Annotated in this window: 23 protein-coding genes; 21 read left to right on the top strand and 2 right to left on the bottom strand. The window is 61.7% G+C overall.

Annotation, left to right across the window (positions count from 1 at the left end; genetic code table 11):
- Positions 1-7 precede the first annotated feature (7 nt).
- The 11 genes from AC1RRE_RS14535 (at position 8) to AC1RRE_RS14485 (ending at position 10,662) form a co-directional block, all read left to right on the top strand.
- The gene (locus AC1RRE_RS14535; protein WP_492981906.1) at positions 8-880 is read left to right on the top strand and encodes a branched-chain amino acid ABC transporter permease; all 873 of its coding nucleotides are present in this window, start codon (positions 8-10) and stop codon (positions 878-880) included.
- Positions 877-1,818, top strand: coding sequence for a branched-chain amino acid ABC transporter permease (locus tag AC1RRE_RS14530; protein ID WP_492981905.1), 942 nt, complete (start codon positions 877-879; stop codon positions 1,816-1,818). Before AC1RRE_RS14535 ends, AC1RRE_RS14530 begins: the two co-directional genes overlap by 4 nt.
- A complete protein-coding gene (locus AC1RRE_RS14525; protein WP_492981904.1) occupies positions 1,815-2,549 on the top strand; it encodes an ABC transporter ATP-binding protein in 735 nt (244 codons plus the stop codon). The genes AC1RRE_RS14530 and AC1RRE_RS14525 overlap by 4 nt, the downstream gene beginning before the upstream one ends.
- The gene (locus AC1RRE_RS14520) at positions 2,542-3,264 is read left to right on the top strand and encodes an ABC transporter ATP-binding protein (RefSeq protein ID WP_492981903.1); all 723 of its coding nucleotides are present in this window, start codon (positions 2,542-2,544) and stop codon (positions 3,262-3,264) included. The genes AC1RRE_RS14525 and AC1RRE_RS14520 overlap by 8 nt, the downstream gene beginning before the upstream one ends.
- Before the next feature lie 26 nt (positions 3,265-3,290).
- The gene (locus AC1RRE_RS14515) at positions 3,291-4,742 is read left to right on the top strand and encodes an aldehyde dehydrogenase (protein WP_492981902.1); all 1,452 of its coding nucleotides are present in this window, start codon (positions 3,291-3,293) and stop codon (positions 4,740-4,742) included.
- A 12-nt stretch (positions 4,743-4,754) separates the two neighbouring features.
- Positions 4,755-5,519, top strand: coding sequence for an SDR family NAD(P)-dependent oxidoreductase (locus AC1RRE_RS14510; RefSeq protein WP_492981901.1), 765 nt, complete (start codon positions 4,755-4,757; stop codon positions 5,517-5,519).
- A gap of 32 nt (positions 5,520-5,551) precedes the next feature.
- A complete protein-coding gene (locus AC1RRE_RS14505; RefSeq protein WP_492981900.1) occupies positions 5,552-6,085 on the top strand; it encodes a 2,4'-dihydroxyacetophenone dioxygenase family protein in 534 nt (177 codons plus the stop codon).
- 259 nt (positions 6,086-6,344) lie between these two features.
- The gene (locus AC1RRE_RS14500) at positions 6,345-7,403 is read left to right on the top strand and encodes an ABC transporter ATP-binding protein (RefSeq protein WP_492981899.1); all 1,059 of its coding nucleotides are present in this window, start codon (positions 6,345-6,347) and stop codon (positions 7,401-7,403) included.
- 22 nt (positions 7,404-7,425) lie between these two features.
- The gene (locus tag AC1RRE_RS14495) at positions 7,426-8,730 is read left to right on the top strand and encodes an ABC transporter substrate-binding protein (RefSeq protein WP_492981898.1); all 1,305 of its coding nucleotides are present in this window, start codon (positions 7,426-7,428) and stop codon (positions 8,728-8,730) included.
- 80 nt (positions 8,731-8,810) lie between these two features.
- Entirely contained in the window at positions 8,811-9,764 is a 954-nt protein-coding gene (locus AC1RRE_RS14490) for a carbohydrate ABC transporter permease (protein ID WP_492981897.1), read from the top strand.
- Positions 9,757-10,662, top strand: a complete 906-nt coding sequence (locus AC1RRE_RS14485; RefSeq protein ID WP_492981896.1) for a carbohydrate ABC transporter permease — start codon at positions 9,757-9,759, stop codon at positions 10,660-10,662. The genes AC1RRE_RS14490 and AC1RRE_RS14485 overlap by 8 nt, the downstream gene beginning before the upstream one ends.
- Before the next feature lie 44 nt (positions 10,663-10,706).
- Here the strand turns inward: AC1RRE_RS14485 and phnF are convergent, their stop codons facing one another.
- Entirely contained in the window at positions 10,707-11,456 is a 750-nt protein-coding gene (gene phnF / locus AC1RRE_RS14480) for a phosphonate metabolism transcriptional regulator PhnF (RefSeq protein ID WP_492981895.1), read from the bottom strand.
- 95 nt (positions 11,457-11,551) lie between these two features.
- On the opposite strand from phnF, the gene phnG reads away from it, so the two are divergent.
- Genes phnG through AC1RRE_RS14440 form a run of 8 tightly spaced genes read left to right on the top strand, consistent with a single transcriptional unit; the run spans position 11,552 to position 17,880 of the window.
- Positions 11,552-12,040, top strand: a complete 489-nt coding sequence (gene phnG / locus AC1RRE_RS14475) for a phosphonate C-P lyase system protein PhnG (RefSeq protein WP_492981894.1) — start codon at positions 11,552-11,554, stop codon at positions 12,038-12,040.
- A gap of 2 nt (positions 12,041-12,042) precedes the next feature.
- Positions 12,043-12,645: a phosphonate C-P lyase system protein PhnH gene (gene phnH / locus AC1RRE_RS14470; protein ID WP_492981893.1), complete on the top strand. Its 603-nt coding sequence runs from the start codon at positions 12,043-12,045 to the stop codon at positions 12,643-12,645.
- Between the two features lies 1 nt (position 12,646).
- The gene (locus tag AC1RRE_RS14465) at positions 12,647-13,759 is read left to right on the top strand and encodes a carbon-phosphorus lyase complex subunit (protein WP_492981892.1); all 1,113 of its coding nucleotides are present in this window, start codon (positions 12,647-12,649) and stop codon (positions 13,757-13,759) included.
- On the top strand, positions 13,756-14,670 hold the full coding sequence (locus tag AC1RRE_RS14460) for an alpha-D-ribose 1-methylphosphonate 5-phosphate C-P-lyase PhnJ (protein ID WP_492981891.1): 915 nt from the start codon (positions 13,756-13,758) through the stop codon (positions 14,668-14,670). The genes AC1RRE_RS14465 and AC1RRE_RS14460 overlap by 4 nt, the downstream gene beginning before the upstream one ends.
- Positions 14,667-15,443 (top strand): phosphonate C-P lyase system protein PhnK, encoded by a 777-nt coding sequence (gene phnK, locus AC1RRE_RS14455; RefSeq protein WP_492981890.1) that lies wholly within the window; start codon positions 14,667-14,669, stop codon positions 15,441-15,443. Before AC1RRE_RS14460 ends, phnK begins: the two co-directional genes overlap by 4 nt.
- 13 nt (positions 15,444-15,456) lie before the next feature.
- Positions 15,457-16,176, top strand: a complete 720-nt coding sequence (phnL, locus tag AC1RRE_RS14450) for a phosphonate C-P lyase system protein PhnL (RefSeq protein WP_492981889.1) — start codon at positions 15,457-15,459, stop codon at positions 16,174-16,176.
- Positions 16,173-17,318 (top strand): alpha-D-ribose 1-methylphosphonate 5-triphosphate diphosphatase, encoded by a 1,146-nt coding sequence (locus tag AC1RRE_RS14445; protein WP_492981888.1) that lies wholly within the window; start codon positions 16,173-16,175, stop codon positions 17,316-17,318. Before phnL ends, AC1RRE_RS14445 begins: the two co-directional genes overlap by 4 nt.
- A gap of 13 nt (positions 17,319-17,331) precedes the next feature.
- Positions 17,332-17,880 carry a phosphonate degradation HD-domain oxygenase gene (locus AC1RRE_RS14440; protein WP_492981887.1) on the top strand — a complete coding sequence of 183 codons (549 nt, stop codon included), beginning with the start codon at positions 17,332-17,334 and terminating at the stop codon, positions 17,878-17,880.
- A gap of 4 nt (positions 17,881-17,884) precedes the next feature.
- On the opposite strand, the gene AC1RRE_RS14435 is transcribed toward AC1RRE_RS14440, so the two are convergent.
- The gene (locus AC1RRE_RS14435) at positions 17,885-18,580 is read right to left on the bottom strand and encodes a DUF1045 domain-containing protein (protein ID WP_492981886.1); all 696 of its coding nucleotides are present in this window, start codon (positions 18,578-18,580) and stop codon (positions 17,885-17,887) included.
- Positions 18,581-18,736: 156 nt separating this feature from the next.
- Between AC1RRE_RS14435 and phnC the strand changes: the two genes are divergently transcribed.
- Both phnC and phnD read left to right on the top strand, forming a co-directional pair.
- On the top strand, positions 18,737-19,627 hold the full coding sequence (phnC, locus tag AC1RRE_RS14430; RefSeq protein WP_492981885.1) for a phosphonate ABC transporter ATP-binding protein: 891 nt from the start codon (positions 18,737-18,739) through the stop codon (positions 19,625-19,627).
- 54 nt (positions 19,628-19,681) lie between these two features.
- Complete coding sequence (gene phnD / locus AC1RRE_RS14425; RefSeq protein ID WP_492981884.1) at positions 19,682-20,695, top strand: phosphonate ABC transporter substrate-binding protein; 1,014 nt, start codon at positions 19,682-19,684, stop codon at positions 20,693-20,695.
- Positions 20,696-20,728 lie beyond the last annotated feature (33 nt).

The raw sequence follows: 20,728 nt of genomic DNA, 5'->3' as shown, positions 1-20,728 counted from the left end.
GCAATCGATGTTTGTTGAAGCCCTGCTGACGGGCATAACGCTCGGGGGCATGTACGCGCTGGTCGCCATGGGGTTGACGCTCCAGTATGGCGTCGCGCGGATCATGAATCTGTCCTACGGCGAAATCCTGGTCGCGGCCTCGTTCGCTGTCTTCTGGCTGTTCACCGCTGCCGGCCTCAATCCACTGTTGGGACTGCTGGTCATCGTGCCGGCCGCGCTGGCTGTCAGCTGGCTGATCTACCGCATCCTGCTGGTGCCGCTGGTGCAGCGCGCCAAGACGCGCGACGCGCTGGAGGTCGACAGCATCCTCGCCACCTTCGGCCTGCTGTTCGTGGTGCAGGGCGTAATGCTCGTGCTATTCGGCGGCGCTTATTACAGCTATTCCTTCCTCGCCATTCCGGTGAATGTCTTTGGCGTCACCATCGCCGCCAATCGCCTGCTGGCGCTGGCCTTTGCTGCGGTGATCGGCCTGACGCTGTACTGGGGCCTGACCCGCACACGCGCCGGCACGGCGCTGCGGGCCGTTGCCGTCGACCCGGTGGCGGCGCAACTGGTTGCCATCGACGTGCGCATGGCGGCCGCGATTGCTTTTGCCCTTGGCGGCGGGCTGGTGGCCGCCGGCGGCGTGCTGGTGTCGATGTTCCTGACCTTCAACGCCAATATCGGCGTGGTCTTCACCATGAAGGCGCTGATCGTGGTGATCATGGGCGGCGTCGGCAACCTGCTGGGCGCTCTGGTGGCTGGACTCATTCTGGGACTGACCGAGACTTTCGTCGCCACCTGGATCGATCCGGGACTCACGCTAGCCGCCACCTACGCGATTTTCCTGATCATCCTGCTGGTGCGTCCGCAGGGCCTGTTCGGCCGGAGCAACCGATGACGCTCGCCCTGCCTGTGAAGATTGCCGGCGCGATTGCAGCGATTGCCATTCTGACCTGTGTGCCTTTCGTGGCCGATGGCTATCGCCTGTCGCTTGCCATCTCTATCCTGAACTACACTGTGCTGGCGACGGCCTGGGCGCTGTTTTCGGGCCCCACGCGTTATGTCTCACTGGCTACGGTCGCCTTCTTCGGCATTGGCGCCTATACGGTGGCCGTGCTGGGAGAGGTGCTGGCCTGGCCGCTGGTGCTGCTGATTGCGCTAGTCATCGGTGTCATTGTGGCATTGGTCGTCGGGTTATCCACGCTACGGCTGTCCGGGGTCTATTTCGTCATCTTCACCTTTGGTCTGGCCGAGCTGGTGCGCCAGCTGGTGACCTGGTTCGAGGTCAACAAGACCCGCACGCTGGGCCGCTACGTCTTTGTCGACATCACCACGAACCAGATCTACTGGCAGCTACTCGGCCTCACGGTGCTGGTCTTTCTGGCTGGCATCCTGATCCGGCGGTCGCGGCTGGGCCTGGCCCTGCGTGTGATCGGTGATGATGAGGCCGTGGCCCGGCACGTTGGCATCAACACCACCGGCGCGAAAGTCGCGCTGTTCATGCTCAGCGCTGCCTTCATGACGCTGGCGGGCGCGGTAATGGCGCCGCGCTGGACCTATATCGATCCAGCCATTGCTTTCAATCCGGTGACCTCCTTCCAGGTGTTGATCATGGCGCTGCTGGGTGGCGTGCATCGCCTGTATGGGCCGTTACTGGGCGTCATTCCGCTCAGCCTGCTGTTCGAATTCCTGCTGGCCAACTTCCCCAACCACTTCAGCATCCTGATCGGTCTGGCCTTCATGCTGATCGTCTATGCCATCCCGAGCGGCATTGCCGGCCTGCTCGAGAAAGGCCGCGCTGGCCTGCGTGGCCTGGGTAAGGGGAGGGCGTCATGACCGCGACGCCGCTTCTCTCGGTGCAGGGGCTGACCCGCCGCTTCGGTGGTCTGGTCGCTGTGGATGGTATCGATCTCAATGTCATGCCGGGGGAGATCGTGGGCCTGCTGGGGCCGAACGGATCGGGGAAGACGACCGTGCTCAACCTGATTTCCGGTGCGCTGAAGCCGGATAGCGGTCGCGTCGCCCTGCGCGGCGGCGCTATCGAGAACCTGGCGCCCTACAAGATTGCGCGGCTGGGCGTGGCGCGCACCTTCCAGCTGGTGCGGGTGCTGGGCTCGATGAGTTGCCGCGAGAATGTGATGGCAGGGCTGGCCTTCGGTACGCGCAACGACTGGGGTGCCCGCGCTGAACGCAGCGCCGACGATCTGCTGGAGCGCGTCGGCCTGAACGGTCGTGGCGACACCATGGCGACCGAGCTGACCTATATCGACCAGAAGCGACTGGAGCTTGCGCGTGCGCTGGCATTGCGCCCGGAACTGCTGCTGCTGGACGAGTGGCTGGCTGGGCTCAATCCCACCGAACTGCTGCAGGGCATCGAGCTGATCCGTTCGCTGCGCACCGAAGGTATTGGCATCCTGATGGTGGAGCATGTGATGGATGCGATTCGCTCGCTCTGCGACCGCTGCGTGGTCATGAATACCGGCCGTAAGATTGCCGACGGCACACCAGTCACCGTGCTGGCCGAGCCAGAGGTGATCCGTGCCTATCTGGGAGATGGCGATGCTTGAGATTGCCAATCTTTCGGTCTCCTATGGCAAGCATCGCGCCGTCGACAGCGTGGCGCTCAGCGTCGCGACTTCGGAAATCGTGGTCATTCTGGGCGCCAATGGCAGCGGCAAGACCTCGCTGCTGAAGGCGGTGGCCGCGATTCAACCGGCCGCCACCGGCGCCCGTGTGGTGCTCGCGGGCCGCGATCTCACCAAACTGCGTGCCCATGGCATCGTCGAGGCCGGTCTGGCACTGGTGCCGGAGGGGCGCGGCATCTTCGGCGAATTGACCGTGCGCGAGAACCTGATGCTGGGTGCCTATGCCAAGCGTGCCCGGGCGAAAGAGGCCGAGAACCTGCAGCGTGTCCTGACGCTGTTCCCGCGTCTGGCCGAGCGCATGACCCAGGCTGCCCGGACCATGAGTGGCGGCGAGCAGCAGATGGTGGCCATCGGCCGTGCGCTGATGTCGGCGCCCGATATCCTGCTGTTGGATGAACCTTCACTGGGTCTGTCGCCGCTGATGTGCGGTGAGTTGTTCGCAGCGCTCACCCGCATCCGGCAGACCGGCATCGGCGTGCTGCTGGTGGAGCAGAATGCCCGGCGCAGTCTAGCCATCGCCGACCGCGGCTACCTGATCGAGAACGGGCGCATCGTGGGGCAGGGCTCTGCTGCGTCATTACAAAACGACCCGGCCGTGCAGCGCGCTTATCTCGGCGTGTCCGGTGCGGCGCATTGATAGTTTGAAAGAATGGAGACTGCGGCATGTTCCAGATTGATCTGCTGATTGACGGCAAGACCGTCCCGGCCAGTGGTGGTAAGACCTTCGAGCGCAAGAACCCGCTGAATGACGGTGTGGCGAGCCGAGCCGCTGCTGCCTCCACTGCCGATTCCATCGCCGCAGCCGATGCAGCAGCGAGAGCTTTTCCGGCCTGGTCGGCACTGGGGCCGAACGAGCGTCGCAGCCTGCTGCTGAAAGCGGCCGATGCGATGGCGGCGCGTACGCCGGATTTCATCGCTCGCATGGCAGCCGAGATCGGAGCGACAGCGGGCTGGGCCGGATTCAACGTGCATCTGGCGGCTGGCATGCTGCGCGAGGCGGCCTCGATGACCACCCAGATCGGCGGCGAGGTGATTCCGTCCGACAAGCCGGGCTGCATCGCCATGGCGACGCGCCAGGCCGTGGGCGTGGTGCTGGGCATCGCGCCGTGGAATGCGCCGGTCATTCTCGGCACGCGCGCGCTGGCGATGCCGCTGGCCTGCGGCAATACCGTAGTGCTGAAGGCGTCGGAAATCTGCCCGGGCACGCATCGCCTGATCGCCGAATGCCTGATCGATGCAGGCATTCCGGCTGGCGTGGTCAACGTCGTGACCAATGCGCCGGCCGATGCCGCGGCTGTGGTCGAAGCGCTGATCGCCCATCCGGCCGTGCGCCGTGTCAATTTCACCGGCTCGACCAAGGTCGGCCGCATCATCGCACAGACGGCGGCGCGGCATCTGAAGCCCGTGCTGCTGGAACTGGGCGGCAAGGCGCCGATGCTGGTGCTGGACGATGCCGATCTGGATGAGGCCGTGAAGGCCGCCGCTTTCGGTGCCTTCATGAACCAGGGCCAGATCTGCATGTCGACCGAGCGCCTGGTTGTCGACGAGAAGGTCGCTGACGACTTCGTCAAGAAGTTCGCGGCCAAGGCCGCCACGCTGGTGGCCGGCGATCCGCACAAGGGCAATACGCCGCTGGGTGCCGTGGTCAGTGTTGAGGCGGTGAAGCGCGTGCAGGACCTGATCAAGGATGCGACCGGTAAAGGCGCAAAAATGGTGGCCGGCGGCCGTGCCGAAGGCGCCATCATGGATGCCACTGTGCTGGATCATGTGACGCCGGACATGCATATCTACAGCGAGGAATCCTTTGGCCCGGTGGTTTGCGTGGTGCGGGCCAGGGGCGATGAAGCAGCCGTGACGATCGCCAACGATACCGAATACGGGTTGTCGGCCGCAGTATTCAGTCGCGATATCGCGCGTGCCATGGGCGTGGCCAAGCGCATCGAAAGCGGCATCTGCCATGTGAACGGCCCCACCGTGCATGACGAAGCCCAGATGCCATTCGGTGGCATGAAGGCATCCGGGTACGGCCGCTTTGGCGGCAAGGCCGGCATCGAGGAATTCACCGATCTGCGCTGGATCACGATCGAGACCCAGCCCGGCCGTTATCCGATCTGATCGAGGCGTATCATGGGATTGCTTGATGGCAAGATCTGCATCGTTACCGGTGCGGCCGGCAGCGTGGGCCTGGCCAGTGTGGCCGATTTCCTGCGCGAAGGGGCCCGTGTCATGCTGGTGGACCGCGACCAGACATCGCTTGACAAGGCTGTCGCCTCGCTCGGCGCACCGGCTGATCGCATCGTCACCTGCGCCGCCGATGTGGCTGATAGCGCCGCGACGCAGCGCTATATCGGCGCGACCGTGAAGCGCTGGGGCAAGATCGACGTGCTGTTCAGCAATGCCGGTGTCAGCGGCGTGGTGAGCCCGGTGACCGAGTATCCGGAAGATGTGTTTGATACCGTGATGGCGGTGAATGTGCGGGCCTCGTTCCTGGCCTGCAAATATGGCCTGCCGCAGATGAACGATGGTGGCAGCATCATCGTCACCTCCAGCGTGGTCGGCGTGACCAGCGATCCCGGCATCTGTGCCTATGCCACCTCGAAACATGCGGTGATCGGCCTGGTGCGTACAGTGGCAAAGGAGGCCGCGCCACGCCGCATCCGCGTCAACGTGATCGCGCCGGGGCCGATCGATAACGGTTTCCAGAAAGGGATCGAGGATGGCATCACGGCCGCTATTGGCCGGGATGCGACCAAGCTGCTTGATTCGCTTATTCCGCTGCATCGCCATGCCCAGGCGTCCGAAATCGCCCGCGCCGTGATGTTTCTGGCCTCCGACCAGAGCAGCTTCACCACTGGCAGCGTGCTGATGGCGGATGGCGGCATGCATATCTGAGTTCAACGACCGACAACAGCAGGAGGCGCCCCATGCCCGAACTTGCGACGACTGAATTCTGGAAAGATCTGAAGCCCATTGCCAAGGTGTTCCAGCCGGATGCCTTGCCTGAAGTGTATATGAAGAATGCACCGACCGAGGACGAACGGCTCTATGTGCCCTTCACCGATACCGTATCGTCCCGGCCACTGTGGATTTCGCCCTCGCAGAACAAGTGGTGCGACATCCTGATGGCCAAAAGTGCGGGCCTGGTGAACAGGCATTATCATCCGCATGAAGTTTTCGCCTACACCATCTCGGGCAAGTGGGGCTATCTGGAGCATGACTGGACCGCCACGGCCGGCGATTTCGTTTACGAGACGCCGGGCGAGGGCCACACGCTGGTCGCCTATGAGCACAAGGACCCGATGAAGGTCTTCTTCACCGTGACCGGGCCGCTGGTGTGGCTCGATGAGAACGGCGAGGCGAATGGCTATTTCGATGTGCATAATTACATCGAGCTTTGCCGGAACCATTACGAGAGGATTGGCATCGGCGCGGCCTATATCGACACGCTGTTCCGCTAGTGGCGCGGCCGCGGCATTGCAGGCCGCGGCCATTGGGGTGGTCCGTTTCTCTACATGGCGCCCATGCGTCGCGGATGGCTTGCCTTCAGTTCCAGTCGCGTCGCGATTGATCGCGCTAATCGGCACAAATTCTCATAACGTCCTGACAATGCAGGTTTAGCTTCAGGCGCTGCTCGGTCGCGCCTGCGGCAAATGCCTGCTTGCTACCGTCTCTTCGCCAGCGATATGATGATCATATAAGTAGGGAGGAAACATCATAATGGCCGGTGTAATTTGCCGCGACGTCCGGAAGGCGTTTGGCACAACGCATGTGCTGCACGGAGTTTCGATCGATATTTCCGATGGCGAGTTTGTGGTGCTGGTTGGGCCTTCCGGTTGTGGCAAATCCACCCTCCTCAGGATGATCGCAGGCCTGGAAAACATCACGGGCGGCGAGATTTCAATCGGTGATCATGTCGTCAACAACGTCCCGCCAAAAGAACGGGACGTGGCGATGGTATTCCAGAATTACGCGCTCTATCCCCACATGACCGTCGAAGCCAACATGGCTTTTTCCATGATGCTGCGCGGCGCCGAGAAAAGCGAGATCGACCAGCGCGTCCATGAGGCAGCGGCCATTCTGGGCCTTAAGCCTCTGCTTGCACGCTATCCACGCCAACTATCCGGTGGTCAGCGCCAGCGCGTTGCCATGGGGCGCGCCATTGTGCGCGACCCGCAGGTTTTCCTGTTCGATGAGCCGCTTTCCAACCTTGATGCCAAGCTGCGCGTTGCCATGCGCACGGAGATCAAGGAACTGCATCAGCGGCTCAAGACAACCACGGTTTATGTGACCCATGACCAGGTCGAGGCGATGACCATGGCCGACAAGATCGTGGTCATGCATGACGGGCGCGTCGAGCAGATCGGGGCACCGCTTGATCTTTATGACAGGCCGGACAACCAGTTTGTCGCAGGTTTCATCGGCTCTCCGGCCATGAATTTCGTGCGCGGCAAAATCAATGGCGGCAGCTTCGAGGGCGAGGGTGGGCTGCACCTGCCTCTGTCGAATGCGCCCGCGGGGTCTGTCGGACAGCCGGCGGTCTATGGCATTCGTCCTGAGCATTTCGCGCTCGCCGACGACGGTGCCGATGCCGAGGTGCGTGTGGTCGAGCCGACGGGATCGGAAATCATGGTCGCCGCCAGGCTCGGCGGGACCGATGTCATCGCCGTATTTCACGAGCGCCATAAATTCAAGCCGGGCGACAAGATCCGGCTCAAACCCAACCCAGGGCTTGCCCACCTGTTTGACGCGTCGACTGGAAAAAGGCTGAACGCCTGATAATCAACGGAGGAAGCGACTGATGAAAGATATTACTCGTCGTACATTCGTTCAGGGATCCGCTGCTGCTGCCATGCTCAGCAGCACCGCGTTCATGGATTGGGCGAAAGCCTGGGCCCAGGCGTCCCCCTGGAAGCCCGAAGCCGGTGCCAAGCTCAACCTGATGCGTTGGCGCCGCTTCGTCGAAGCCGAAGACGTCGCCTTCATGAAGATGGTGAACGCCTTCAAGGCGGCCACAGGCGTCGAGGTGAATGTCGTCAATGAATCGTTTGACGACATTCAGCCGAAAGCCTCCGTCGTTGCGAATACGGGGCAGGGCCTCGACATGGTCTGGGGCCTTTATTCGTTGCCGCATCTGTTCCCGGCCAAATGCCTGGATCAGACCGATGTGGCAGACTATCTCGGCAAGAAATACGGCGGCTGGACGCCTGCTGCGGAAATGTATGGCAAGTCTGGGGGCAAATGGATCGGCATTCCGGTCGCGACCACGGGCGGCCTGATGAACTACCGCATTTCCTCGATGGAAAAGGCGGGTTTCAAGGAATTCCCGAAAGACACCGCCAGCTTCCTTGAACTGGTAAAGGCGCTGAAAAAGAACAACACGCCCGCCGGTTTCGCCCTCGGCCATGCTTCAGGCGATGCCAACACCTGGCTGCATTGGGCACTGTGGTCCCATGGCGGCAATCTTGTCGACAAGGACGACAAGGTCATCATCAATTCGCCGGAAACAGCCAAGGCGCTGGAATTCGTGAAGGCGCTTTACGAGAACTTCATTCCGGGCACGGCGTCGTGGAATGACTCTTCCAACAACAAGATCTTCGTTTCCGGAGATCTTCATCTCACCTCGAATGGCATTTCGGTCTATGTGGCGGCCCAAAAGGAAAACAAGGCGGTCGCAGACGACATGAACCATGCCTACATGCCGATCGGCCCGGTGGGCCGCCCGACAGAGCTGCATCTGGCCTTCCCGATCCTGACCTTCAACTTCACCAGGGCGCCGCAGGCCTGCAAGGCATTTACGGCGTTCATGCTGGAGGCGGAGAACTTCAATCCGTGGGTCGAAGCAGCGCAGGGTTATCTTTCGCACTTCCTCAATGCCTATGACAGCAATCCGGTATGGACGTCGGATCCGAAACGCACGCCGTATCGCGACGTCTCGAAGCGGACGCTGACGCCTGGCGGTCTTGGTTCGCTTGGTGAGAAAGCCGCTGCAGCGGTCGCCGATTTCATTGTTGTCGACATGTTCGCCAACTACGCAACCGGTCGCGAGGACGTCAAGGGCGCGATCGCGGTGGCTGAACGGCAGGCAAAGCGGATTTACCGCTAACGGGATGGGCCACGGGCAGTTTCTGCCCGTGGCCATCTGTTATCCCTCAGACGGCATTGATCGGGAACAGCATGGTAGATATGGCCAATAAGCCGATGGTCCGGCGCCCCCCACAAAAGATGGAGGTCAGCGCATGGAGTCAGCTCAAGTCGAATCGCACCTGGCTCGGCTACTGGTTTATGCTGCCGGCCCTGGGGATTCTGGTTCTATTCCTCGCCTACCCCTTGGGCCTCGGCGTGTGGCTTTCATTCACCGACACCCGCATTGGCCGTGGTGGCGTGTTCATTGGGGTTGAGAATTATGAGTGGCTGCAGGGTGATTCAACCTTCTGGCTGTCGGTCTTCAACACACTACTCTATACGATCGTCGCCAGTGCCGTGAAGTTCGCGGCAGGCCTCTATCTGGCGCTGCTGCTCAACAAGCATGTTCCATTCAAGGCCCTCATCCGTGCTGCGGTGCTGATCCCGTTCATTGTGCCAACAGTTCTGTCGGCCATCGCCTTCTGGTGGATCTACGACTCGCAGTTTTCGATCCTCTCATGGTCCCTGAAGAAGCTCGGACTGATTACGACCAATATCGATTTCCTGGGCGATCCCTGGAATGCGCGGTGGTCGACAATCTTCGCCAATATCTGGCGCGGCGTTCCCTTCGTTGCCATCACGCTCCTGGCTGGTCTGCAGACGGTTTCGCCCTCGCTCTATGAAGCTGCAACGCTTGACGGCGCCACGCCCTGGCAGCGCTTCCGCCATATCACCTATCCGCTGCTCACGCCGATTATCGCTGTGGTGATGACCTTCTCGGTGCTCTTCACCTTTACGGATTTCCAGCTGATATGGGCAATGACGCGCGGCGGACCGGTTAACGCTACTCATCTTATGGCCACGCTGTCCTATCAGCGCGGCATCATTGCCGGACAACTTGGCGAGGGCGCGGCTATCGCTACGGCGATGATTCCGTTCCTGCTCGGGGCCATCATGATTTCATGGTTTGGCCTGCAACGGCGGAAATGGCAGCAGGGGTCTGACAATGACTGACGTCAAGACAATGGGTAAGGCCAGCGTTGCCGCAGATGATCATTCCGATGGAATGAGCTATCTGGAGTCTGTGCCGCGACGGCTGGTCACCCTGTACCTGCCGCTGGTGCTGTTCCTCATTATTCTCTTATTCCCGTTCTACTGGATGGCGCTCACTTCCATCAAGCCGAACGAGCAGCTTCTGGACATGGAACGGGTTAGTCCTTTCTGGACCTGGGATCCGACATTCCAGCACATCAAAAAACTTCTGTTCGATTCCAACTATCCGCGATGGCTGTGGAACACGATGTATGTCGCCGCGGCGGCGACGGCATTGTCGATTTTCGCCAGCGTCCTGGCCGCCTATGCCATCGTGCGCCTGCGCTTCAAGGGCGCGCAGACCGTTGGTGGCCTGATCTTTCTCGCCTACCTCGTGCCCCCGTCGATCCTGTTCATTCCACTGGCCACCGTCGTCTTCAACTACGGGCTTTTCGATAGTCCTCTGGCGCTCATTCTCGTCTATCCGACCATCCTGATCCCGTTTTCGACCTGGCTCCTCATGGGGTACTTCAAGACGATCCCGTATGAGCTTGAGGAGTGCGCCCTGATCGACGGCGCTTCGCGGTGGCAGATTCTCACCAGGATTGTCCTGCCGCTTTCGGTGCCGGGCCTGATTTCGGCATTCATCTTCTGCTTTACGCTGTGCTGGAACGAGTTCATTTACGCCCTCACATTCCTGCAGTCCGTCCAGAACAAGACGGTCCCCGTAGCCATCGTCAACGAGTTTGTCGATGGCGACATCTACCGCTGGGGATCGCTGATGGCAGGCGCCCTTGTAGGGTCACTGCCGCTGGTCGTTCTTTATGCATTCTTTGTCGAGCACTACGTCTCGGCCATGACCGGGGCCGTCAAAGAATAGGCATGTGTCGTGGCGTGGCTCTGCCATTCACGACAAGGCTGAGCTTACTCGTGTTCGATCGTCAGGGTGATGTGATCGGCCACAAAGCGCGCGCGTACGAATTCCACCGGCTTGCCGCGTTCATCGACATTCACCGTTTCACTCACCAGGACCGGCCGTGTACGCGGCAGCTCCAGCAGGCGGGCATCGCTGGCGGTGATCAGGCGCGCCATGATGCGCGTGGTCCGGCGATGATAGTCGGCGACGCCGCCGGCTTTCAGCGCACCGGTAATCGAGCCACTGCGACGGAAAAGATCGGGCATGTTGGGAAAGCGGTCGACCGAGAAGAAGTGACTGCTGACACTGACAGCGCGGTCGTCGGCGCTGTTGCGGGTTTCGATCTCCCAGAGCGCCGCGCCGGTGGGGACGCCAAGCGCGCGGGCAACTTCGGCCGGCGCATTGACCTGTTCGGCACGGATCAACTCGCGCTTCGGAGTCTTCTGCTTGGTTAGCAGATTCTCGGTGAAGCGGGTGCGGGCGCTTAAGGGGTAATCGAGCGAGCTGTCGGCGACGAACATGCCGCGGCCCTGCTCGATCTGCACCAGGCCGGTTTCCGACAGGCGGTTCATCGCCTGTCGCACCGTGTGGCGATTGACGCCAAAGCTGCGCGACAGCTCTTTCTCGGTGGGCAACTGCAAGCCGGGTTTGTAGTCGCCGCGGCGAATCGCCTGTTCGATCGCGGCGGCAATCTGGCGCCAGACGGCCATGCCGCTGCCCCGTTCGATCTTGCCCTGCATCATCTGGGTCACCGTCATAAAAGCTTCGCCAAGAGATGGCTTGATGGAATCAGTTTGAAGGGATAGATATATAGATGTCTAGATGAATTTAGACATTTGCACAAGAGGTCTGTATGACCACGGCGTCCCCAACGATCACCCCCGAAGCTCCAGCGACAGCCGAGCGTCAACGCCGCCTGCGGCTGCTGGCCCGCGCTGATCGCGACCAGCTCGAAGCTGCCTGGCAGAGCCTGGGCGCAGCACCAGCCTATCGCCGGCTGAAGCAGCCCGAGACCGGTCTCGTGATGGTGCGTGCGCGCGCCGGCGGTGTCGGTCAGCGCTTCAATCTGGGTGAGATGACGGTGACGCGCTGCGTGGTGGCGCTCGACGAGACGTTGGGTGGCCAGATGGGCGTCGGCTATGTGCAGGGCCGCGATCGCCGCAAGGCCGAACTGGTGGCGCTGTTCGATGCGCTGGCGCAGACGCTGGCACACAGCGCGCAGGTCGAGCGCGACCTGGTTGCGCCAGTCGAGCGAGACCTGCAGGCGGCATGGCAGAGCCGTGACGCAAAGATCGCCGCCACCAAGGTCGATTTCTTCACCCTCGTGCGCGGGGAGGACTGATCATGAGCAGCATGATTGCGCCTATCGCCGGTTTCGACGATACCGTGCAGCAAAGTCAGCAAAGCTTCCGCGCCCTGCTTGATGCGATGGTCCGCCCGGGGCTGCGTGTGACCTTGCCCGTTGACCCCGACCATCCCGAGGGGCTGGTACCGGCATTGGCCGCCGCCATGTTGACGCTCTGTGATCTCGATACACCGGTTTGGCTGGGTCCGGGCCTTGACGTAGCGGCCATTCACGATTGGCTTCGCTTCCATACCGGTGCACCGGTGGTGTCCGATCCGGCACAAGCTGCGATCGTCCTGCTGGACGCGACGCGGATATCGGCTCTGGACGGTTTCAGCCTTGGTACCGACGAGGCGCCCGAACGCGGCGCCACACTGCTGGTGCAGGTGCCGTCACTGGATGGCGAGGCGGCCATGACCTTGCGTGGCCCGGGAATCAAGGACAGCGCCACGATGCCGCTCTGCAGCTTACCAGCGGCAGTCTGGCAGCAGCGCATGGCCTTGGGCAGTGCTTTCCCACGCGGGCTCGATCTCTATCTCGCCTGCGGCAAGACCTTGGTCGGGCTGCCGCGCAGCACTGCCATTACCATGATGGGAGCCTGACATGTATGTGGCCGTGAAGGGCGGCGAGGCCGCCATCGAGAATGCCCACAAGTTACTGGCCGAGGATCGCCGCGGCGATACTGCGGTACCAGAACTGGGCGTGGCGCAGATTCGCGAGCAACTCAGTCTCGGCGTTGACCGGGTAATGACGGAAGGATCAGTCTACGACCCTGATCTGGCGGCGCTGGCCCTGAAACAGGGCCGCGGGGACCAGGTGGAGGCGATCTTCCTGCTGCGTGCCTATCGCACCACGCTGCCGCGCTTTGCCGTATCACGGCCGATCGATACATCGGTGATGCAGGTGTCGCGCCGGATCTCGTCCTGTTTCAAGGATGTGCCGGGCGGGCAGCTGCTCGGCCCGACCTTTGACTACACCCATCGCCTGCTCGATTTCTCGCTGATGACGGGCGATACACTGCCGGAGACGGCGATAGGAAAGGGTGCGCTGGATGGCCATCTGCCGCAGGTTGTCGACCTGTTGAATGCCGAGGGCCTGATCGAGCGCGAACTGCCCGATGCTGATGACAGCACCGTGGGCGATCTGACACGCGAGCCGCTGATGTTCCCGGCCGGCCGCGATGTGCGCCTGCAGAATCTGGCGCGAGCCGACGAGGGTTATCTGCTGGCGTTGGGCTATTCCACCCAGCGCGGCTATGCCAAGTCGCATCCCTTCGTGGGCGAAATCCGCTCCGGTGCTGTTGGGATCGAGATCGACATTCCCGAACTCGGATTCGCCGTCGATATCGGCGATATCACGGTTACTGAATGCCAGATGGTGAACCAGTTCAGGGGCTCGAAAACCGAACCGCCGAAATTCACCCGAGGTTATGGTCTGGCTTTTGGCAATGCGGAACGCAAGGCGATGGCGATGGCGCTGGTCGACCGTTCTTTGCGGGCCGAAGAACTGGGTGAGGACATCACTGCTCCGGCCCAGGATCAGGAATTCGTGCTCTATCACACCGACAATGTGGAAGCGTCGGGTTTTGTGCAGCATCTCAAGCTACCGCATCATGTCGATTTCCAGGCGGAACTGTCGCTGGTGCGCACCATGCGCGCTGAACTTGCCGCGCAGACGGAGCCGGCTGCTGCTGCATTCGAGAAGGCCGCGCAATGACTGCCATGCAGCAGGACTATCAGGCTTCAGCCACGCTCGATGGCTACAATTTCGGCTTTCTGGACGAGCAAACCAAGCGCATGCTGCGGCGTGCAATCCTGAAGGCTGTGGCGATCCCTGGCTATCAGGTGCCCTTCGGCAGTCGGGAGATGCCGCTACCCTATGGCTGGGGCACTGGCGGCATGCAGGTGACGGCAGCGGTGATCGGCAGCGCCGACACGCTGAAGGTGATCGATCAGGGCGCCGACGATACCACCAATGCCGTATCGATTCGCCGCTTCTTCGTACGCATGACCGGCGTCGCGACCACCGAGAAGACCCGTGAGGCGACGTTGATCCAGACACGCCATCGCGTGCCGGAAACACCGTTGTCGGAAAACCAGATTCTGGTCTATCAGGTGCCGATCCCGGAGCCGTTGCGCTGGCTGGAGCCGCGCGAGACCGAGACCCGCAAGATGCATGCGCTGTCGGAATATGGCGTCATGCATGTAAAGCTGTATGAGGATATCGCCCAGCACGGTCATATCTCCACAGCCTATGACTATCCAGTATTAGTGAATGACCGCTACCTGATGCGTTGCTCACCGATTCCGAAATTTGACACGCCGAAACTGCACATGAATGCTGCCCTGCAGTTGTTCGGCGCGGGTCGCGAGAAGCGCGTCTATGCCTTGCCACCGTATACCGACGTGAAACCACTGGATTTCGAGGATCACCCCTTCGAGATCGAGCGTTGGCCGGAGGACTGCGCGCTCTGCGGTGCAGGCGATAGCTTCCTCGACGAGGTGATTCTGGATGATCGTGGCGGACGCATGTTTGTCTGCTCGGATACGGATTACTGCGGTGAACGTCGCGAAGCCGGGCATACTGGCCGGATGAGCGCGCCCTATAAGGCTGAGGCTGCCGAATGATCGAGATGCCGCTCCTGAGCGTTGAATCGCTGCAGAAAAGCTTCGGCCGGCAGGTCGCCTGCCGTGATGTGTCGTTTGAGCTCTGGCCTGGTGAGGTTCTGGGCATCGTAGGCGAGTCTGGTTCGGGCAAGTCGACACTGTTGAATGCCATTGCCGGCCGCATCCAGCCTGACGCCGGCAAGGTGCTGTATCGTACCGGAGCGGGGGAGGTCATCGACCTGGCCTCGGCCTCTGATGCCCGTCGCCGGCATCTGATGCGCACCGAATGGGGCTTTGTGCAGCAGCATGCCCGCGATGGCCTGCGCATGGATTTTTCGGCTGGCGCCAATATTGGCGAACGGCTGATGGCCGTGGGACAGAAACACTATGGCTCTCTGCGCGACACTGCGTTGGACTGGATGCAGGCGGTCGAGATTGCCGCGAACCGGGTCGACGATCTGCCGCGCACCTTCTCGGGCGGCATGCAACAGCGCTTGCAGATTGCTCGCAACCTGGTGACGCGGCCCCGCATCGTGCTGATGGATGAACCGACCGGCGGTCTGGACGTTTCGGTGCAGGCCCGCTTGCTCGATTTGCTCCGCCGGCTGGTGCAAGAATACAACGTGGCTGTGATTGTGGTGACGCATGACCTGGGCGTGGCCCGTCTTCTGGCGCACCGCCTCATGGTGATGCGCCAGGGTGAGGTGGTGGAGGCGGGTCTGACCGACCAGTTGCTTGACGACCCGCGGCATGCCTATACGCAGTTGCTGGTCTCCTCGGTGCTGAGTGTGTGAGGCCCGGATGAACATGATGGCGACGAATATGACCGGCACCGAGATGATCCGGGTCGAGAATTTGGAAAAGACCTTCATCCTGCATCTACGCGGGGGTATCGCCCTGCCGGTGTTGCAGGATACGTCGCTCAGTGTGACCGGCGGCGAATGCGTCACCCTGCATGGTCCGTCTGGTGCGGGAAAGTCCACCCTGCTGCGTTCGATCTACGGCAATTATCGGCCGCAGCGGGGGCATATCCTGATCCGGCATGACGGGGCGCTGACCGATATTGTCGGCGCCGTGCCGCGTGTGGTGCTGGATATTCGCCGTCGCACGCTGGGCTATGTCACCCAGTTCTTGCGGGTGATCCCCCGCGTTTCCACCCTGGATATCGTGGCCGAACCGCTGCTGACCCGGGGCGCCGGAGCAGAGGTGGCGCGCGAACGGGCGGCCGGGCTGCTGACTCGTCTGCAGATTCCGGAAAAGATGTGGACCCTGCCTCCGGCTACCTTCTCGGGCGGCGAGCAGCAGCGTATCAACATCGCCCGGGGCTTTTGCGCCGACTATCCGGTGCTGCTGCTGGATGAACCCACCGCGTCTTTGGACGAACGGAATCGTAAAATTGTCATCGAACTGATCGATGATGCCCGCAGCCGCGGGACCGCCATCGTTGCCATCGTGCACGATGCGGAAACCCGTGCCGCCATCACAACCCGCCTGTTGCCCATGGAATCTGTAGGAGTCGCGGCATGAATCCTGATCTGGTCGTCACCAATGCCAAGATTATGGGGCGCGAGGTCGAGATTGCCGGTACCCTTCTGGTGCGCGATGGCGTGATCGCCGAGATCGACACCAAGCCGACGGTTGCCCGCGATGCCGTGGATTTCAATGGTGATTACCTGCTGCCGGGCTTGGTCGAACTGCATACCGACAATCTGGAAAAGCATTTCGCGCCCCGCCCCGGCGTGCGCTGGCCGGCCAAGCTGGCCGTGATCAATCATGACGCGCAGGTGGCGGCGGCCGGCATCACCACGGTGATGGATGCGGTTGCGGTTGGCGATGTGCGCGATGGTGCCGTGCGCATGGAAATCCTGCGCGAGATGATTACGGCTATTGAGGCGTCCCAGAGAGACGGCATGCTGCGCGCCGAGCATCTTCTGCATCTGCGCTGTGAAGTGTCGTTCAAGGATTTGATGAGTCTGGTTGAGCCAATGTCGTCCTTGAGCTGGCTCAAGCTGGTGTCAATCATGGATCACACGCCGGGCCAGCGGCAGTTCGTCAATCCGGAAAAGTACCGCCAGTATTACCAAGGGAAATTCGGCCTTTCCGATGAGGCCATGGACAAGTTCATGCACGAGCAGATCACGGCAGCTGCCGCTCACGGCGCGCAGAATCGCCGAGCGGTGGTTGAACTCTGCCGTGCCAAGGGCCTGCCGCTGGCCAGTCACGACGATGCCACACCGGCCCATGTGGCCGAGGCGGCCTCCGATGGCATGGTGGTGGCGGAATTCCCGACCACGCATGAAGCGGCAAAGCTGTCGCGCAAGCATGGCATGAAGGTGATGATGGGCGGGCCTAATGTTGTGCGTGGCGGTTCGCATTCGGGCAACATTTCTGCGCGGTCGCTGGCCGAAAGCGGTGAGCTCGACATCATCTCGTCGGATTATGTGCCCAGCAGCATGCTGCTGTCGGCCTTCCTGGTGCCTCGGCAAGTGCCCGGGATCAGCCTGCCGCAGGCCGTTGCCATGGTCTCGGCTAATCCCGCCGATGCGGTCGGCCTGACCGACCGCGGCGCTCTGGAAGTGGGCAGGCGCGGCGACATGATCCGCGTCAGCATGGTGGATGATACGCCAGTCGTGCGCGCTGTCTGGCGGGCCGGCAACCGGGTCATGTGAACAAGGGGACGTCATGCAGATTCTTGATCACATCATGACCCTGCTGGAAAAAGCCGGCACCGAGCGTTACGGCGGCGAGGGGGTCAGCCAGCTTGAGCATGCCCTGCAATGCGCCATGCATGCCGAACGCGTCGGTTCGAGTCCGGAACTGATCACGGCGGCACTGCTGCATGATATAGGCCATCTGGTTGACGACGGTGATGAGGGCCTGGCCGAGACGGTCGTTGATGCCCACCACGAAACAATTGCTGCCGACTGGATCAGTCGGCATTTTTCCGAAGCTGTCGTGGCGCCGGTACGCCTGCATGTGGATGCCAAGCGCTATCTCTGTCGCGTCGATCCACATTACTGGTCTGGCCTGTCGCAGAGTTCGAAGACCAGCCTTGAGGTACAGGGCGGTATCTACAGTGAGGCCGAAGCCGCGGGTTTTATCGTACAGTCCTTCGCGCAGGATGCCGTGATGCTGCGGCGCTGGGACGATGCGGCCAAGACGCCGCGACTGAAGACGCCCAATCTGGCGCATTACCGCAAGATCGTCGCTGTCGCCCTGAAACTGGCCTGATCTCTCAGCCGCCGAAGGCGTAGCGCCCAAGGATGCGAAAGGGCGCGTCGGCCGCAGGTTGCACGAACAGGCAAAGCTCTTCGGCCACATAGTCATCGCTGGTGAACGTGGCTGTGGCATGCCCCAAATGCCGCAGCAGGGCTTCGCGCTCGGTGGCATCACTGACCGGTCCGGTCAGCGTGAAATGCAGTCGGAACTCCTCCATCACGTAAGGATATCCCCAGGTCTGCAGATACTGTTCCTGCCGCTCGGTCAGGCCGCTTTTGCGTCGGCGCGCCAGTTCAGCATCGGTGAGCGGCGCGCGGAAACGATCGAAGTCGCGCACGCAGTCGGCGGCCAGTGAATCCAGCTCCGGTGATGGCATCGATGGGCAAAGGGCGAGGAAGCTGCCCAAGGCGGCCATTTTCAGCGGAGCGGTCCGTACTGGGGCCCGCGTGGCGGCAAAGCGTTCCGCCGCTATGATGAGCTGGGCCTCGTCGCAATCATCAGCCATGCGGAAGGGTGGCTTCAGCGTGCCATGGAATCCGTACAGTCGTGGCTCGGCGGTCAGGGTGGCGAGACGGGACAAGGGCAGGCCGGCCGCCGGAACCGGAGGATGGTTGGTGCCGGTTTCGGGATCGCGGCCCAGCCAGCGCGCGGCATAGCCATGCAGCGGATGGTTGGCTGGCGGCGCGGTATACAGAGCGAAACGGTGCGACATGCGGCGATTTCCTAGACAACGCGCGATAACATCCTGTGGGTAACCCGGCCGGTGCGGGGCACTGCCGGGATTTCACCCCGCCGTCCCCGATCCGTAATCGAACTGTCATGCGGCATTGCTATCAGCGCTCCTGGTACCTGGATCACGGGGAATCGCATGCGCGCCGCTATTGAGATCGCCCATCTATCGAAAACCTTTCGTACGGGCAAGCGTGCTCTCGACAACGTCAATTTGACCATTCAATTAGGCGAGATGGTAGCCCTGATCGGCGCGTCCGGTTCGGGCAAGTCGACCCTGTTGCGTCATATCGCCGGCCTGATGCCGGGCGACCGCGCGGCCACTGCGCAGATCGCCGTGAATGGCCGCATGGTACAGCAGGATGGCCGCATCGCTGCAGGCATCCGTCAGACCCGCGCCGGCATCGGCTTTGTCTTCCAGCAGTTCAATCTGGTTGGACGCATGCAGGTGATTACCAACGTGCTGGCCGGTAATCTGGGCCGCATGCCATTGTGGCGAACCATGTTCCGGCTGTTCACCGACGACCAGCGGCGCAAGGCTGTGGCCGCGCTGGATCGCGTCGGTATCGCCCAATGTGCCTTCCAGCGTGCCTCCACCCTGTCCGGTGGCCAGCAGCAGCGCGCGGCGATTGCCCGCGCCCTGGTCCAGGAAGCCAAGGTCATCTTGGCTGACGAACCGATTGCCTCGCTGGACCCAGAATCCTCGCGCAAAGTGATGGCCGCCCTGGCCGACATCAACCGCAGCGATGATGTCACCGTCGTCGTATCGCTGCATCAGGTGGATTTCGCTCTCAAATTCTGCAAGCGCGTCGTGGCGCTGCGCGACGGAAAAGTGATGTTCGACGGTCCGTCTTCGGCAGTGACGGCGGCGCTGCTGCGCGGCATTTATGGCGAAGACAGTGATCTCGACTTCGGTGCGCTGTCGGGTGGCCAGATCGCCGGAATCAGCGATGAGCTGCCCGTACAGGCTGGTCATGCGGTCGAGGAAGATGACCGCCTGCTGCCGCGCATGCAGGGTGCGTTGGCCTGACGGCCACTGTTTTTTTGCATACCAACGATTTCAGATAACAACAGGAGACTGACCATGTCGCGTCATATGCTGCTCAAGGCCACCACCGCCACCCTGGCGTTGGGCCTCGCCGCCACGGCCCCGGGCCATGCCTTTGCTCAAGGCCTGAAGGAAATCAACTTCGGCATCATCTCGACGGAGTCGAGCTCGAACCTCAAGACCATCTGGGAGCCATTCCTGGCCGACATGCAGAAACAGACCGGCATGAAGGTGAATGCCTTCTTCGCCCCTGACTATGCCGGTGTGATCGAGGGTATGCGCTTTAACAAGGTGCAACTGGCCTGGTACGGCAACGCCTCGGCCATGCAAGCGGTCGACCGTGCCGATGGTGAAATCTTCGTGCAGACCACTTCCAAGGATGGCGCGCCGGGCTATTGGTCGCTGCTGCTGGTGCACAAGGACAGCCCGATCAATTCACTGCAGGACATCCTGGCCGCGCCGGGCAAGTACACCTTCGGCAATGGCGATCCGAATTCGACCTCGGGTTTCCTGGTGCCGAGCTTCTATGCCTGGGGCCAGAACAACGTCGACATCCGCAAGCATTTCAGCCGCGTCGTCGCCGCCAATCATGAAACCAATGCGCTAGCTGTTGCCAACAAGCAGGTTGATATCGCCACGAACAACACAGAGAACATGGAGCGCCTGCAGAAGACCCAGCCGGCCAAGGCCGCCGAGGTCAAGGCGATCTGGAAGTCGCCGCTGATCCCGTCCGACCCGATTGTCTGGCGCAAGGATCTGGCTGATGCCGACAAGGCCAAGCTCAAGGGCTTTTTCATGGGTTATGGCGCCCAGTCTGCCGGCAAGAGCGCCGAGCAGGTCGCCACCGAGACCAAGGTTTTGACCGATCTGCAGTGGGGTCCGTTCAAGGAATCCTCGAACAGGCAGCTCCTGCCGATCCGTCAGCTCGCGCTGTTCCGCGACAAGATCAAGCTGGAAGGTGATGCCAACATGGCCGCCGACGAAAAGAGCAAGAGGCTGGCCGAGATCGAAGCCAAGCTTGCCGAACTCAACAAGCAGATGGGGTCGTAAGATCTGAACCGGGCCGGGACGGCGCAGGCCGTC

The sequence above is a fragment of the Ferrovibrio sp. GW821-FHT12D07 genome (assembly GCF_058807275.1).
Note: the sequence above shows the minus strand (reverse complement) of the source record. Positions and strands in the feature narration are given on the sequence as shown.

Bases quoted from the DNA above. Each gene is read 5' to 3' on its own strand.
- AC1RRE_RS14535 (WP_492981906.1), top strand. From the start codon at position 8: ATGTTTGTTGAAGCCCTGCTGACGGGCATAACGCTCGGGGGCATGTAC.
- AC1RRE_RS14530 (WP_492981905.1), top strand. From the start codon at position 877: ATGACGCTCGCCCTGCCTGTGAAGATTGCCGGCGCGATTGCAGCGATT.
- AC1RRE_RS14525 (WP_492981904.1), top strand. From the start codon at position 1,815: ATGACCGCGACGCCGCTTCTCTCGGTGCAGGGGCTGACCCGCCGCTTC.
- AC1RRE_RS14520 (WP_492981903.1), top strand. From the start codon at position 2,542: ATGCTTGAGATTGCCAATCTTTCGGTCTCCTATGGCAAGCATCGCGCC.
- AC1RRE_RS14515 (WP_492981902.1), top strand. From the start codon at position 3,291: ATGTTCCAGATTGATCTGCTGATTGACGGCAAGACCGTCCCGGCCAGT.
- AC1RRE_RS14510 (WP_492981901.1), top strand. From the start codon at position 4,755: ATGGGATTGCTTGATGGCAAGATCTGCATCGTTACCGGTGCGGCCGGC.
- AC1RRE_RS14505 (WP_492981900.1), top strand. From the start codon at position 5,552: ATGCCCGAACTTGCGACGACTGAATTCTGGAAAGATCTGAAGCCCATT.
- AC1RRE_RS14500 (WP_492981899.1), top strand. From the start codon at position 6,345: ATGGCCGGTGTAATTTGCCGCGACGTCCGGAAGGCGTTTGGCACAACG.
- AC1RRE_RS14495 (WP_492981898.1), top strand. From the start codon at position 7,426: ATGAAAGATATTACTCGTCGTACATTCGTTCAGGGATCCGCTGCTGCT.
- AC1RRE_RS14490 (WP_492981897.1), top strand. From the start codon at position 8,811: ATGGCCAATAAGCCGATGGTCCGGCGCCCCCCACAAAAGATGGAGGTC.
- AC1RRE_RS14485 (WP_492981896.1), top strand. From the start codon at position 9,757: ATGACTGACGTCAAGACAATGGGTAAGGCCAGCGTTGCCGCAGATGAT.
- phnF (WP_492981895.1), bottom strand. From the start codon at position 11,456: ATGACGGTGACCCAGATGATGCAGGGCAAGATCGAACGGGGCAGCGGC.
- phnG (WP_492981894.1), top strand. From the start codon at position 11,552: ATGACCACGGCGTCCCCAACGATCACCCCCGAAGCTCCAGCGACAGCC.
- phnH (WP_492981893.1), top strand. From the start codon at position 12,043: ATGAGCAGCATGATTGCGCCTATCGCCGGTTTCGACGATACCGTGCAG.
- AC1RRE_RS14465 (WP_492981892.1), top strand. From the start codon at position 12,647: ATGTATGTGGCCGTGAAGGGCGGCGAGGCCGCCATCGAGAATGCCCAC.
- AC1RRE_RS14460 (WP_492981891.1), top strand. From the start codon at position 13,756: ATGACTGCCATGCAGCAGGACTATCAGGCTTCAGCCACGCTCGATGGC.
- phnK (WP_492981890.1), top strand. From the start codon at position 14,667: ATGATCGAGATGCCGCTCCTGAGCGTTGAATCGCTGCAGAAAAGCTTC.
- phnL (WP_492981889.1), top strand. From the start codon at position 15,457: ATGATGGCGACGAATATGACCGGCACCGAGATGATCCGGGTCGAGAAT.
- AC1RRE_RS14445 (WP_492981888.1), top strand. From the start codon at position 16,173: ATGAATCCTGATCTGGTCGTCACCAATGCCAAGATTATGGGGCGCGAG.
- AC1RRE_RS14440 (WP_492981887.1), top strand. From the start codon at position 17,332: ATGCAGATTCTTGATCACATCATGACCCTGCTGGAAAAAGCCGGCACC.
- AC1RRE_RS14435 (WP_492981886.1), bottom strand. From the start codon at position 18,580: ATGTCGCACCGTTTCGCTCTGTATACCGCGCCGCCAGCCAACCATCCG.
- phnC (WP_492981885.1), top strand. From the start codon at position 18,737: ATGCGCGCCGCTATTGAGATCGCCCATCTATCGAAAACCTTTCGTACG.
- phnD (WP_492981884.1), top strand. From the start codon at position 19,682: ATGTCGCGTCATATGCTGCTCAAGGCCACCACCGCCACCCTGGCGTTG.